Genomic DNA, 13,562 nt, shown 5'->3' on the forward strand with positions numbered 1-13,562 from the left:
CCCGGTGGTGGTCACGACGTCGCGAGACCAAAGTTGCCCACCGGATCCTGGGGGAATCCCGGCGCCTCGCCGATTCCCCCGCAAGCGTGAGGAACAACCGATAGACCTTTTACCCGCCCCCCAAGGGTCAGCTCCCCACCCACACCACCCACCCACCCCCTTCCTTTCTTCGAACACTCGTACGAAAATAGATCCATGGCCACCATCGACCGGCAGACCGCCACCCTGGCCCTGGCCCATGCGCTCTCCGCCGCCGAGCGCGGGCTCCCCGTCTTCCCCCTGTCCGCCACCAAGCTCCCCGCGCTGCGCTCCCCCCACCGCGGCGAGAGCCCGCCGGTCCACTGCCGGGGCGCCTGCGGCCTGCCCGGTCACGGCGTCCACGACGCCACCACCGACCCCGCTGCCGTGCGCGCTCTCTTCGCCGCCGCACCCAGAGCCACCGGCTACGGCATCGCCTGCGGGCGTGCCCCGCACCGGCTCGTCGGTGTCGATCTCGACATCGACACCACCGGCGGCAACGACTCCGTGGCCGCACTCCAGCAGCTGGCCTTCCAGCACCTGTTCACGATCCCGCCGACCGTCACGGTGCTCACCCCGAGCGGCGGCCGCCACCTCTGGCTGACCGGACCCGCCGATGTCTCCGTACCGAACTCGGCCGGCCGCCTCGCCGCCGGCATCGACATCCGTGGTGCCGGCGGATATCTGGTGGGCCCCGGCTCCGTCACCACCCACGGCATGTACCGCTTCGCCCCCGGCACGGCCGGTCTCGTCCCCGCGCCCTGCCCCCGCACCCTCCTGCGCCTCCTCACACCCCCCACGCACCCTCCCCGCCCCTCGGGCCACCCCTCGCGCGGGCGCCAGGGCCAGGGCCTGATCCAGTTCGTCCTCGCGGCGCACGAGGGCCAGCGCAACACGCGCCTGTTCTGGGCGGCCTGCCGCGCGTACGAACACGGCTTCGGCGACGAACTCGCCGACGCCCTCACCGACGCCGCCGTCCGCACCGGCCTCACCGAGCACGAGGCCCGCGCCGCCATCGCCTCCGCCGCCCGCCTCACCTCGGGCCGCCCCGGACACGGCTGAGCGCACGGCCCGCCGACCGGGCCGAGCAGCATGTCCGCATTGCCGGTTCCCGGCAGCGAGCGGCACCGCACAGGTGCCCGCCCTCACCCGGTCCCGCTCGGCCGTCACCGCCGGACAATGCCCGGGTGACTCTCGCGAAGACCGACCCGCCCACCCGGAGGAACCGCACGGCGACGCTCGCCGCCTCGGTGTTCGGCTCCTTGTGCGTACTGGTGGCGGCGTGGCTGCTGCTGGTGCCCATGCGCGGGGCACTCGACGAGGAACGCGCCTTCAGGTCGGCGGTCGGGTGCGCCTCGGACGACAGCGTTCCGGGCGCCCGGGGCGACGACTGCCTGCGGACCGTCGAGGCGCGGATCGACCGGGCCGAGAAAGTGGAGCAGGGCCGGAAGACGGCCCAGTACTGGCTGTACGTCACCGAGGCGGACGGAACATCCACCCGCACCCGCCTCGCGGGCAGCCCGGACGAACACCCGGTCACCCGGCCGGGAACGCGCGTCGACGTCACGTACTGGCGCGACCGGATCCGGTACGTCGACTTCGAGTCCACACGCCGGTACACGAACGCGGACCCGCGCGACGACTACCGGATGCCCCTCGCCTTCGGCCTGGGCCTCGGCTTCTACGGGCTGCTCCTCACGTCGGGCATGTACGTGGCGGCCCGACGCTCGCGGGCCTCGGTCAGAGCCTTCTCCTGGCAGGTCAATCTCACCGTCGCGGGAGCGCTCTGCCTCACCGCGCTCGCGGCTGCGGCGCCGTGGCTGACCGACAGCGCCGGGTCGGCGTTCCGGCTCGTCGGCCTGTCCGTCCCCGTGGTCCTGGCCGCCTGCTGGGTGGCCGCCCTGCTCCTCCGGCGACGAAGGAGCGACGACAACGACGACACCATCGCGGTGACGCCGTCCGTGCCCACCACGGAACACTGCTTCCTGGGTACGGTCCTGGGCGACATCCCGTACGCGGGCGATGGCGGCTACCTGGTGGCCGGCCCGGCTCTGCTGGCGTCGACCCCCGACCCGACCGGCGCCGCCTTCCGCCGAGAGGTCCCGTCCACCCTGACCCCGGTCCGCGTCCGGCCGCCCTATCTGACGGACCCCGGCCGCCCCGACCACCACTGCTGGGTCCTGGAGTGCGAGGACGGCGGCGTACCGGTACTGATCATCACCCGCAAGAAGACGATGCCCCAGGTCCTGGGCGCCCTCCGGCCGACACCTTCCACCGCCCCGCGGCAGCCATAACTCCTCGCCCCGCCCGAACCGGACCAACGTCCGTTCTTATGGCCGTTGGTCCTCTTGAACTCGGCCGATCGTGCCGAACGAACCCCACCGCGTGCCGAAACGGCCCCTGACCGATTTACCCGGTCAGGGGCCGTATTCATGGCGGTGGGTGTGGGATTTGAACCCACGGTCACATCGCCGCGACGAAGGTTTTCAAGAGGGTGCTGCTGGAGGCGTCTACCTCGTGGATGACCTGCACATTCCCCGGCCTCCGGCGGTCCACACCTGGTCCATTGGCCCAGGTTCCTCGCAATCTCACCGGCAGCGGCTGGGGATCTCGGGAGGTCACCCATGCTTGCTCGCCCGCAGGCCCACGGCTCTCAGCGGCAGGCAGCCAGATTCACCGCGGTCTCCTTGATCAGGTCACGGACGAGGAGAAGCGCTTCGTCGCACATCGAGCGCACTTCTTCCTGAACGCGAGGCTTCCTGGGAGGTGCGGCATCAGCTCTGGTGACGTCATCCATGTCCAGTCGGTGCGCCACGTCGTTCCTTGCCGTGAAGAAGACATCCAGCGAGGTGAAGCGTCCCTTGGGTACCTGCTGGTTTGTAATCCCGAGCGAGGATGCGGCACGGGTCCGAAGATCACCACTGCCCTGAAAGCTGGCCTTGGTCTTGCTCTGCACGTAGAGGCTGAGCAGTTCCGGCCGCGGATCCTGCGACTTCAGCGCGGCTAGGAAGCTGTCTTCGACCTTCGGCGCTCTCGCCTGTTCCTCCACGAACGTCTCGTACTTGTCCCTCGGCGTGCCTGGGCGCGTGATCAGCTCTGGGACAGCGTGCTCTATGAGGGCTTGCACCGAGGCGTCCACACCAGCCGAGGTGAACACAATGGCGGCACGCAGCAGGTCCTGCGCATCAGAGTGGAGGCGTCCCCTAGTTTCGGCCTTGTTCTGCTGCGACCGCTCACGTCGGACTAGGTGCAGCGTGTCGAACAGCCCAGACACGCTGCTGTGCGTGCTGCGCAGCTTCCACCAGGCAGGTATGACCTCAGGGCACTTGTAGGGACGGTTCCCCAACGGACTGAGCTTCAGCCTCGTGAGGTTCCCCGGCTTCTCTGGCGCCTGCGCCAGTGCCGTCGCGGTCTCTGCGGTCTCGACTTCCTCTGGCGTGACCACTTGCGGCTCCATTGCCACCCCCCTGACGGATCCGTCTCGGCGGGCAACATCATGTCTCACATCTGGGGACTGACGGTCAGTCTTACTGGCTGGGAAGCGCCGAAGGTTCCTCTCAACGACTCAGCACTCAGATTCTCGTCGGCATGACATTAATCCCCACTGAACCTAGCCTTAGTTAGCCCTAGTTAGCCCGGGTTCTGCGATGCTGGAGGCCGATCGAGAGGGGCCGCAGCGATGCAGTGGAAGATCCACGGGGAACGTCCGATCTATGAGAACAACTGGGTGAACCTGTGGCTCACCGACGTCGAGACGCCGGACGGGCACCGATGGGAACATCACGTCGTCAAACTCCGCCACTTGGCCGTGGCCGCCGTAATCAACGACCGCCAAGAGGTCCTGATGATGTGGCGCCACCGCTTCATCACGGACGCGTGGGCCTGGGAACTGCCCATGGGTCTGGTGGAGGCGGACGAGACCCCTGGCGAGGCTGCCGCCCGTGAGGTCCGCGAAGAGACCGGCTGGCGTCCCGGCCCGATGAAGCCGCTGATTTACGCCGAACCGGCGAACGGCATCACCGACTCCCAACACCACCTGTTCCGCGCCGACGGCGCCATGTACGACGGGCCACCGACCGAGAAGAACGAGTCAGACCGGATCGAGTGGATCCCACTGGCGAACATCCGGGGCATGATCGACCGCCGCGAGATCGTCAGCAGCGGCTCCCTGGTCGGCCTTCTCTACGTCCTGATGAACGAAGGGGTTCGCTGACCCTGTGGGGGAAGCATCGCTCGTAGACGTACCTCGAAAGCAACCGCGGCCGGCACCTCGCGATACGGCGCAAGCTGCTCGTAGAACTCGCGAAGGTGCCCGGTCACCCGCTCAGACGACACGGCTGCGGCGGGCTCCAGTGCCTCGATCGCCGTGTGGCACGCCTGGTCAAGCTTGCCGCGTTGGAGCTGAGTACGAGCGAGCCAGAAGGCATGGAACGCCCGGCCCCGCTGGTTCGCGGGGTCCTCCCGCTCCAGTGCATCCGCGATCAACGGTTCGGCAATCGCCGCCTCGCCGAGACGGCCGTGTGCGATGCCCGTATCCACGATGAGCTTCGGCTCATCGAAGTACGTCACCCATGCCGGATCCGGGTCGTCCGCCTTGATCCGGCCGTACTGACTTTGCGCCTCCGAAATCGCGGTGTGGGTCGCTGTCCGGTCACCCAAGGTCGCATGGGCGAACGCCTCACGCATGGCCAGCATGGCCCGGACTCTCGGCGTCGTGCCGATGGCTGCCCGGGCCTGGTCTTGGGCGGCGGACACCAGTGCAAGCGCATCCGCTGGCTTATCCTGGTAGGTCGCTTGCAGGCTCATGCAGGCCAGGACGTTGGCCATGAAGGGATGGTCGTCAATCTCCCTGGCCAGTTGCAGAGCCTCCGAGAAGTACGCGCGAGCCTGGTGGTACTGCCGGGCATCGAAGTACGTCCACCCGGTCAGCCGCGCCAGCTCTGCCGCGATGCCGTACAGGCCGTGCTGGATCGGCGCGGGCCGCTGGTCCTTCAGTAACCCTTCGACATATCGCAGCTGGCCGACGACAGCGGGTCGAAGCGTCTCGCCCCCGTGCTCGTCGTCGCGACGCCAGTAGTCCTCGATCGAAGAACGCAGAGCGTGCAATGTGGATGGGCTCGGGTTGGTCCCGGCGGCCAGGGCCAGGATGCTGTCCACCTCCACGCCAGGTAGGGCGCTGAGGAGCTTCGGCTCAACGGGCACGTGACCGAACTCCGGCCGTTCCCGCTCGGCCACGGCCAAGACAGCCGGCGTCTCCCACGTGCGGCGGGCAAGCCCGAGCATGTGCCCCGGGATACGCAATCCATCGGCGATCCGCTCGATCACTTCCATGTGGAGAAGTTGTCGCTGACCCGCGATCACCTCACCCACTCGGCTCGGCGTCAGCTCGCACTGCCGCGCGATCATCGACGGGTAGATGCCGGCCCGAGTCTTGACCAGGCGAAAGACCCTCGCAAAGTCGCGCACGCGGCACGCGTCGATCATCTCGGGCTCGGTGAGCAGACTTACTGGTAGTTCCTTCGTACGACGCGTCTCGGGCATCGGGCACGCTCCGGAGGAAGACTACGGATCGCTTCAAAGTCTCAACCGATCGTGATGTTACCCAAGTTGGGTAATCCGCTGGGCCTTTCTGGCTCGTCGTCCTGATCGCGATCCTTCTGGACATGGCGAAGCGACCGAGGACGACCGCCTTGAACGATTCGGCGGGCACTCCTGACACAGAGCGAACGGCACTCGGGGCAACCCCTGACCTGGGCATAGAGCCCCGCGTCCTGATGAACATCCGGGTATCGCGGGACTCGGGCCGGACATGGTCGCCGCGCTCGCGGGTCCTGGAAGGCGACCCGTTCGACATCCTCTCCAACCCCGGCCGCTACCCCCCGTGCGAATGCCCCCGCTGCGGCGGTACCTCGTCGTCGGTCCGTGCCCTTCAGCCGGCATCCATCGCGCCGGGGTCGGCGTAGTGGCCGCCTTCCGACGTTGAGAGCTCCTTTAGAACGGGATTCCCGGGTACGTGGTCGAGCTCCGCGGGGCTGGCGCCAACAGCTCGCCGTGCTCCTCTACGCCGCCGTCGTCACCGTCCTGGTGGTCACCCTGGCCATCGCTGGTGATCCCGGCCGCTGACCGGCAACCGGCTTCCGGCACGAATCCCGCCTTCGCACGATCCGTGGCCTCGCGCCACCCCCGTCTCCTCACCGGCCCGGGAACAAAGGACTGGCGAGGCACGCCCCATCGGGGCTGGGCCGGCATCCGTCGGCCCTGGACTTCCAGGAAATGGAGACACACATGGCAGCGCAGAAGGAAGACCTGCTGATCGGCGTCGAGAGCCTGATCAAGGTCCAGGACCGCTTCACCGCTGCAGCGGCGGAGTCCGACTCCACCGGCACCTCCGCGGGCGACGACGGCGAGAACCGCGACGGCCTGAACCTCCCGCAGGAGTAGCCCCACCAGTACGCCACAGCACCACCCGGGGGCCCGTCATCCACGGCGGGCCCCCGGCCTTCACTCGCCATGACGCCGACCGGAGGAACACATGGACCACCACTTCGTCACCGCACTGGAGAAGGCCCTCGGCTGGGACGGGCCCGGTGCACTCGGAGCCGGTTTCGCCCGGGGAACGATCGAGGACCTTGATCTGCTCGATCGCCTGCTCAACCCCAAGAAACTGCTGGACCTGGTGATGCGCCGCAGCGTCACCACACCCCAGTTCCGCATCTTCCAGGACGGAGCCGAACTGCACCCCGGCCGCTACATTCAGCCCTCCGTCACCCGGCGGGGGCAGGCCATCCCCATGGCCGACATGCGCCGCGTCGGCGGGCTGATGCACGAGGGCTGCACCATGGTCCTGGACGAGGTCGACTTCTTCGACCCGGCCATGGAGGCCACCTGCCGTGCGCTCCAGTGGTGGGCCCGCGAGCTGGTGCAGGTGAACGCCTACCTGACCACCCAGGACGCCAGCGGCTTCAAGCTGCACTGGGACGACCACGACACCGTGATCGTCCAGCTCGCCGGCCGCAAGAGCTGGGAAGTCCGCGGTACCTCGCGCAGGGTTCCGATGTACCGCGACTCTGCCCCCAACTCCGAGCCCAGCGAGGAAATCGTGTGGCAGGGCGTCATGGAGCCTGGCGACGTGATGCACATCCCGCGCGGCTTCTGGCACCAGGCCACCCGAGACGACCAGGGCGACGGCTACAGCCTGCACGCCACCTTCGGCATCGTGAAGCGTGTCGGCGTGAACTGGCTGTCCTGGCTAGCCGACCAGGCCCGCACGCAGGACCTGTTCCGGTACGACCTGGACCGCTGGAACTCCCCCGGCCAGTGGGAGGGACAGCAGCAGCTCCTGGCCGACGCCGTCTCCGAGATGGCTACGAAGCTGACCCCGCAGGACTTTTTCGCCGCCCGCGAGCGGGAACGTCTGGCCGCCCGGCACGTCCCGGCCACCGGCCTGTTCGGCAAGCCCGCGGCCGTCGTGTGCGTCACCGACTTCGAGCCCGTGATCGAACAGCACCACGACACCGTGGACGTACTCGCCGCAGGCAAGAAGCTCACGTTCGCCGGCAAGGCGTACCCCGCTCTCGCCCTGCTGCTGAGCGGCCACCCCGTCGACATCGCCGACGCCGCCGAGAAGACCGGCCTGGACGTGGAACAGCTCGCCGAGATCCTGGTAAAGGAGGAACTGTGCACGGAGCTGACCCCCGCCTTGTCCTCGGCCTACACCGGTCTCGTCACCAACGCGGCATCCTGACGGCCGCCCTCGACCTCGGCGTCACCGCCCTGGACACTGCGGCTCCCTACCTCGGCTTTCGCTCGCACACAGTGCTGGCCGAGACGGCGGCCGATCTGCTGCCGAAGTTCGCCCTCTCCACGAAGGTGGGCTTCTTCCCGAGCGCTGGAGGTGCGGAGCACTCCCTTGATCCGGTCCGGCTGCGGTTGGCCGTCGAGCGAGCGGCCCGGGAACTCGGCAGGGAACCTGACACCGTGCTCCTCCACAACCCCGAACGGAGCCTCGCGGCCCTGTCCCCGGCCGATGGCCACGCCCTCCTCGGCAGCGCCTGCACCGCTCTGGCCGACGCCGCCCGCGACGGTCTGTGCGGCGCCTGGGGTGTGGCTTCCTGGGATACCCGATCACTCGGCATGGTCCGGGTGGACGACCTGCCGTCTCCGGACGTCCTGATGGTCCGGGCCGGGCTCCTCGTAGGCATCGACTTACTCGACGCCACAACCGTCTTGCGCACGGCCTGGCAGCCGGGCAAAACCTGGGGCATGAGTCCCTTCGGCGGCGGCCACCGAAAAGCGTGGGAAGAATTCGACCCCCGGCCGTTCCTGCGACCGAGTCACGGCGATCTGTCCCGCATACAGGCGGCGTTCCGGACCGCGTTCCACCTGCCCACCACCTCCGCGATGGCGGTCGGCACCGACGACCCCAGGCACCTGGCCCAGTTGCTCCAGGCCCTGGGCACGGAGGTGGACACCGCCGCCGTCAGTCAGTACCTGCGGGCCCTCGACGGACACCGTCAGAGCTGAAGCTCCGCCACCAGGCGCTCGGCTTCCCTCCGGGCCGACGCCAGCAGTGGATCCTCTTCGTAGGCATAAGGGCCGACGATCTTCGACAGGAAGAACAGCGACATCAGCTTGCCGTCCCGGCTCTCCAAGTCCGTACGCCGCTCCCGGTGGACACGGTCCGCGAGACCCGGGACGGCAAGCGCGTTGCCCCACAGCGTTGCGGCGTCCAGGCCCCAGGGCGCCATGCCCCAGTCCTCCCAGTCGATGAGGGAGAACTCCGGTCCCATCACGTTGGCCCAGGTCAGATCCGCATGAGCCGGCGCCCACCGCTCGATCCGCGTATCGGCCACCCCGGGGAAGACTGCCCCGAGGGTCTGGGTCACCTGTTCCTGCGTGATCGTCACCGTGTCCGGCGTCGCGATCCGCGGCGTCTGCTGTGAGGCAAGCGCGTCCAACGAAGCGTTCAACGCCTCCCACCAGTTGTCCGGCAAGCCCGGGTCTTCGAGCACCAGGGCGCCCTTGCCAACAGACGGCGACGGAAGCAGCTCCAGCTCATCCGCGCGCCACATCACCGGCTCGCCCGGCTCGCGCCACGCCACACCCTGGTACCACTCGGGCATCGCGACACCTTGCAGCACGGCAGCAGCCTCGGTCCCGTTCCAGCCCTGCGGGCCGATCCGCTCGAATCCCCGCCGCTCGATACGCACCCACGTGCCCCGATCCGTACGGCCCCCCAAGGAACGGCGCTTGCGCACCAAGACCTCCCGAACCAACCGCACGTGTAGAGCCTTTTCCACTCGCTCCAACACGTCTTCAACCGGCTGGCGACGTAGATCCACCTGGGCAGCAACGGGCAGGGATCCGTTCATCATGACCTCCTCGGCGAGCGGATGACCGTAGCAGGAAGAGGGCTGCCAACACGATCCGTCCGTCAACGTGGAACACGTCACCGAGAATCACCAGCGCCACCTCTGACGACCTGGACCAGCTCCTGACATTCCGGATTGAAGCCGCATCTTGGATTAGCAAGCTGGGCAGCGATCAGTGGAGCCGTCCGTATCCCGCAGATCGTCTCTTGGCGACCATCGAGGCCGGGACCGTGTTCATGCTTCGCGACGGGAACCGAACTGCTGGGACCATCACCCTTACATCGGAGGCAGAAGAGGGGTTGTGGTCGCCTGAGGAGTTGAGGGAAGCGTCCATCTTCGTCAACAAGCTGACGGTGTCTCGCGACTACGCCGGTGAGGACCTCGGAGGAAGACTCCTGGAGTGGGCAGGAGACCGCGCTTATCAAGCGTCAGCAAAGTGGCTCCGCCTGGACGCCTGGACGAACAACACTGCACTTCAGCGCTACTACCTCCGGCACGGCTTCGAGTACGTTCGGACCGTTCGGGAAGGCGGCGCCATCAACGGCGGGCCACGCGTCTCAGGCTGGCTCGCCCAACGGCCCGCCCAAGCAGCCAAGCACGGATTCGAGGACCAGACGCCGAGCCCACAGCCCTTTGCAGGCTGAGCTGTTACAGGTTTCTCTACCTCATCAAGGCACCCGACTGCGCTCCGCTCCGCCGGGCGCGCTTCCCGGCTCTGGCTGCGCCCGCGCTCCTGCCTCCGGCCCGCTCGGCGCTGCCGCCGCCGACGCGCGCCCGCTGTGTAGGCCCGTGGGGCATGAGCCGAGAACCAAGCCCGCGGCTTCAAGACGATGCCTCCGGCGGGGGCGCGAAGACTCCGGGATGGTGGGGGCGCCGTTCGCGAGTGCAGGCCGGAACGTGGCGAGCGTCGTGGGCTCCCATCCCGACCACCTCCGACCCAGGCAAAGCCGAGCAGTCACGGCCCAGGGCGTCAAGGTCGTTCGTACAGTGGCGCGCTCCACCTTGACGCCCTGAACCGCGACCGCTCCACGGTGTGTGGGTCGGAGGCGGACGGGATGGGAGCTGGGCTGAGTGGTGGGTTAGGGGAGGCTCGACGAGGTGCAGGCTGAGGATCAGTACGCCGTACTGTCGTCGCCAGTCACGGGCTTCGCGTAGTCGAGCATGTACCCAAGCAGTCCCCTACTCAGCGAGCCGCCTTCGAGATCCTCAACCTCGACGTAAGTAACATCCCCCTTGGTGAACACCCCAGTCACACGAAAGTCGCGGTCGTGCTGCGGGTAATCCGGGACGCGTCGAGCCCAGACGGAGCCGATCCGTGGCTGTGCGTTCATGCCGCGAGGCTACCGTGCCCCTCACGTGCCCGATCGAGCGGGAAGCTACGGGGAACTGCGGGCAATCGCGGTGCGACCACACGAGAACGACCCCCGACCAAGTTGGCTGGTCAGGGGCCGATCTCATCGCGCTACCTGCGGTGGGTGTGGGATTTGAACCCACGGTCACATCGCTGCGACGACGGTTTTCAAGACCGTTCCCTTAGGCCGCTCGGGCAACCCACCCCGCGTCATCGCCCCGTCGAGCCCCGAGACCCGACGGTTCGCCCGGCCCCACGGCCGGTTCGACGCGTGGGACAGCCTAGCCGGTCAGCTGTCGCCCTTGCGCTCGCCCAGGGTGACTTCGGCCGTTGCGGTCCTGCCGTCGCGCTTGTAGGTGAGCGTGACCTTGTCGCCCGGCTTACGGGTCCAGATCTCGCCGATCAGGGTCGGGCCGCTGTCGACCACGGTGTCGTTGAACTTCGTGATCACATCGCCCGCCTTGAGACCGGCCTTGGCCGCAGGGCCGTCCGGGGTGACCGCGGCGGTGCCGCTCGCGCCCGCGGCCGAGATCGCCGCGCCGCCGGTCTTCTCCTCCATCGTGACCGTCGCGCCGATCACCGGGTAGACCGGCTGACCGGTCCTGATCAGCTGCTCGGCGACGTTCTTCGCCTGGTTGATCGGGATGGCGAAGCCGAGGCCGATGGAGCCCGCCTGGGACTGCCCGGCGCTGCCGCCGCTGGTCGACTGGATCGCCGAGTTGATCCCGATGACCGCACCGCCCGCGTCGAGCAACGGGCCGCCGGAGTTGCCCGGGTTGATCGAGGCGTCGGTCTGCAGGGCGCTCATGTAGGAGTTCTTGTTGCTGGAGCCGTCGCCGGAGGCCACCGGGCGGTTCTTCGCGCTGATGATGCCCGTGGTCACCGTGTTGGACAGGCCGAACGGGGCACCGATCGCGATGGTCGAATCGCCCACCGCGACACTCTCCGAGTTGCCGAGGGCCAGCGGCGCGAGACCCGACGGCGGCTTCTTCAGCTTCAGCACGGCGACGTCGTAGCCCTGTGCCCGGCCGACCACCTCGGCGTCGTACTTCTTGCCGTTGGAGAACGTCGCCGTCAGCTGGCCGCTGTCCGCCGCGGAGGCCACCACGTGGTTGTTGGTGAGGATGTGGCCCTCCTTGTCGTAGACGAAGCCCGTGCCCGTACCGCCCTCGCCGTCGCCGCCCTGGGCGTCGATGGTGACCACGCTGGGCAGTGCCTTCGCCGCGACTCCGGCCACGGTGCCGGCCGCGCGCCTGAGGTCCTTCGGGGTGTCGGAGGCCGCGACGGTCGTCGAGCCGTTGGAGGAGCCGTCGCCGTTGCGGTCGGCCGCCCAGAAACCGAGGGCGCCGCCGATGCCCCCCGCGACGAGCGCCGCCACGGCCACGGCCGCGATCAGACCGTTCGCCCGGGGCTTGCGCGGCGCGTCCGGCGACGGAGGAACCGGGGCACCCCACACCGGGCCACCGCCGCCACCACCGGCGTACGACGGGACGGCGGGCGGGGGAGGCGGCCAGGCGCCCGCCGCGGCCGGGGGCTGCGGGGCCAGGGGCTGCGGGGCGGGGTACGGCTGGTGGCCGGGCGACGGGGGTGACGTCGGCTGCGACTGGGGCCGCGACTGCTCCTGGTAGGTGGTGGCGTCCGCGCCGGAATCCGGAACGGAGGCGGCCGCCGTCGGGGGCGTGACTCCGTCAGGGGTGTTCTCGGGAGCGGCGGCCGGCACTGGAGGTGCGGACGGAACGGACGGTACGGCCGGAACCGCGGCGCCCTCGTTGCCCTCGTTCTCGGTGCTCACAGCTCTTTACTCCTCGGTTCCACTCGGCATTCGGCAAGAGATCCGCTGTGCACGTGTCTGCGGTCAGCTTTTCCCACAGCACGTCAGGCCACTGTAAGCAGGACCTGTGCATCCGCACACCAATCTTTACATCAGACAAAACCGTCCTCCATGACAACGTGCGCGCACCCGCCGTGTCACGGTGACACCATGGCTCGGTGACCCACGCACGGCAGCACACCCCGCACACGCCCATCCAGGTCATCGCCCACCGCGGGGCCTCCGACGATGCCCCCGAGCACACCCTGGCCGCGTACCGGAAAGCGATCGAGGACGGCGCCGACGCCCTGGAGTGCGATGTCCGGCTCACCGCGGACGGAGAGCTCGTCTGCGTGCACGACCGCCGGGTGAACCGCACGTCCAACGGCCGCGGCGCCGTCTCCGCCCTGGAGCTCGCCGACCTCGCCGCTCTCGACTTCGGTTCCTGGAAGGACCGCGAGGAGTCACCGGACTGGGATCCGGTGCCGGGCGAGCTCACCTCCGTACTCACCCTCGAACGCCTCCTGGAGCTGGTCACCGAGACACGGGCGGCCGGGCGGCCCCTGCAGCTGGCCATCGAGACCAAGCACCCCACCCGCTGGGCCGGGCAGGTCGAGGAACGGCTCCTCCAGCTGCTCAAGCGCTTCGGCCTGGACGCGCCTCCGGCCGAAGGCCCTTCGCCGGTACGCATCATGAGCTTCTCCGCACGCTCGCTGCACCGCGTGCAGGCCGCCTCGCCCACCCTGCCCACCGTCTATCTGATGCAGTTCGTCTCCCCGCGGCTGCGCGACGGACGACTGCCCGCCGGGGCGCGGATCGCCGGACCGGGGATGCGGATCGTACGCAGTCACCCCGGCTACATCGAACGGCTCCACCGCGCGGGACACCGGGTACACGTCTGGACGGTGAACGAACCGGCGGATGTCGAGCTCTGCGCGCGCCTCGGCGTGGAGGCAATCATTACAAATCGCCCGAAACAGGTCCTGTCCCAACTGGGCCGCCTTTAAGATCA

General features: G+C 68.6%; 13 protein-coding genes and 1 tRNA gene. 8 read left to right on the forward strand and 6 right to left on the reverse strand.

Going from position 1 to position 13,562, the window contains the following annotated elements:
* Nucleotides 1-195 precede the first annotated feature (195 nt).
* Both OG413_RS10320 and OG413_RS10325 read left to right on the forward strand, forming a co-directional pair.
* Nucleotides 196-1,080: a bifunctional DNA primase/polymerase gene (locus OG413_RS10320; RefSeq protein WP_266804496.1), complete on the forward strand. Its 885-nt coding sequence runs from the start codon at nt 196-198 to the stop codon at nt 1,078-1,080.
* Nucleotides 1,081-1,205: 125 nt separating this feature from the next.
* Nucleotides 1,206-2,312, forward strand: a complete 1,107-nt coding sequence (locus OG413_RS10325) for a hypothetical protein (protein ID WP_266804497.1) — start codon at nt 1,206-1,208, stop codon at nt 2,310-2,312.
* Nucleotides 2,313-2,671: 359 nt separating this feature from the next.
* Here OG413_RS10325 and OG413_RS10330 read toward each other — a convergent pair whose 3' ends face one another.
* Entirely contained in the window at nt 2,672-3,463 is a 792-nt protein-coding gene (locus OG413_RS10330; RefSeq protein WP_266804498.1) for a hypothetical protein, read from the reverse strand.
* A 234-nt stretch (nt 3,464-3,697) separates the two neighbouring features.
* Between OG413_RS10330 and OG413_RS10335 the strand changes: the two genes are divergently transcribed.
* Complete coding sequence (locus tag OG413_RS10335; RefSeq protein ID WP_266804500.1) at nt 3,698-4,231, forward strand: NUDIX hydrolase; 534 nt, start codon at nt 3,698-3,700, stop codon at nt 4,229-4,231.
* Here OG413_RS10335 and OG413_RS10340 read toward each other — a convergent pair.
* Nucleotides 4,201-5,559: a hypothetical protein gene (locus tag OG413_RS10340; protein ID WP_266804502.1), complete on the reverse strand. Its 1,359-nt coding sequence runs from the start codon at nt 5,557-5,559 to the stop codon at nt 4,201-4,203. The two genes, OG413_RS10335 and OG413_RS10340, sit on opposite strands and share 31 nt — an antisense overlap.
* A gap of 744 nt (nt 5,560-6,303) precedes the next feature.
* Here OG413_RS10340 and OG413_RS10345 point away from each other — a divergent pair.
* From OG413_RS10345 to OG413_RS10355, 3 genes are all read left to right on the forward strand, one after another.
* Nucleotides 6,304-6,459: a hypothetical protein gene (locus tag OG413_RS10345; RefSeq protein ID WP_157853303.1), complete on the forward strand. Its 156-nt coding sequence runs from the start codon at nt 6,304-6,306 to the stop codon at nt 6,457-6,459.
* Between the two features lie 91 nt (nt 6,460-6,550).
* Nucleotides 6,551-7,762, forward strand: coding sequence for a cupin domain-containing protein (locus tag OG413_RS10350; RefSeq protein ID WP_266804507.1), 1,212 nt, complete (start codon nt 6,551-6,553; stop codon nt 7,760-7,762).
* The gene (locus OG413_RS10355) at nt 7,696-8,541 is read left to right on the forward strand and encodes an aldo/keto reductase (protein WP_266804509.1); all 846 of its coding nucleotides are present in this window, start codon (nt 7,696-7,698) and stop codon (nt 8,539-8,541) included. Before OG413_RS10350 ends, OG413_RS10355 begins: the two co-directional genes overlap by 67 nt.
* Here the strand turns inward: OG413_RS10355 and OG413_RS10360 are convergent.
* Nucleotides 8,532-9,389, reverse strand: a complete 858-nt coding sequence (locus OG413_RS10360) for a hypothetical protein (protein ID WP_266810043.1) — start codon at nt 9,387-9,389, stop codon at nt 8,532-8,534. The two genes, OG413_RS10355 and OG413_RS10360, sit on opposite strands and share 10 nt — an antisense overlap.
* Before the next feature lie 86 nt (nt 9,390-9,475).
* Between OG413_RS10360 and OG413_RS10365 the strand changes: the two genes are divergently transcribed.
* Nucleotides 9,476-10,033, forward strand: coding sequence for a GNAT family N-acetyltransferase (locus OG413_RS10365; protein WP_266810045.1), 558 nt, complete (start codon nt 9,476-9,478; stop codon nt 10,031-10,033).
* Nucleotides 10,034-10,501: 468 nt separating this feature from the next.
* On the opposite strand, the gene OG413_RS10370 is transcribed toward OG413_RS10365, so the two are convergent.
* The 3 genes from OG413_RS10370 to OG413_RS10380 all read right to left on the reverse strand — a co-directional run bounded on the left by OG413_RS10370 (nt 10,502) and on the right by OG413_RS10380 (nt 12,532).
* Nucleotides 10,502-10,720, reverse strand: a complete 219-nt coding sequence (locus OG413_RS10370; RefSeq protein ID WP_266804511.1) for a hypothetical protein — start codon at nt 10,718-10,720, stop codon at nt 10,502-10,504.
* 138 nt (nt 10,721-10,858) lie between these two features.
* Nucleotides 10,859-10,945: transfer RNA gene (locus tag OG413_RS10375), tRNA-Ser, on the reverse strand.
* An 84-nt stretch (nt 10,946-11,029) separates the two neighbouring features.
* Nucleotides 11,030-12,532, reverse strand: a complete 1,503-nt coding sequence (locus tag OG413_RS10380) for a S1C family serine protease (RefSeq protein WP_266804513.1) — start codon at nt 12,530-12,532, stop codon at nt 11,030-11,032.
* A 197-nt stretch (nt 12,533-12,729) separates the two neighbouring features.
* Between OG413_RS10380 and OG413_RS10385 the strand changes: the two genes are divergently transcribed.
* Nucleotides 12,730-13,557 (forward strand): glycerophosphodiester phosphodiesterase, encoded by an 828-nt coding sequence (locus OG413_RS10385; RefSeq protein WP_266804515.1) that lies wholly within the window; start codon nt 12,730-12,732, stop codon nt 13,555-13,557.
* Nucleotides 13,558-13,562 lie beyond the last annotated feature (5 nt).

Source organism: Streptomyces sp. NBC_01433 (assembly GCF_026340105.1).
In the GTDB taxonomy this organism is placed as follows: domain Bacteria; phylum Actinomycetota; class Actinomycetes; order Streptomycetales; family Streptomycetaceae; genus Streptomyces.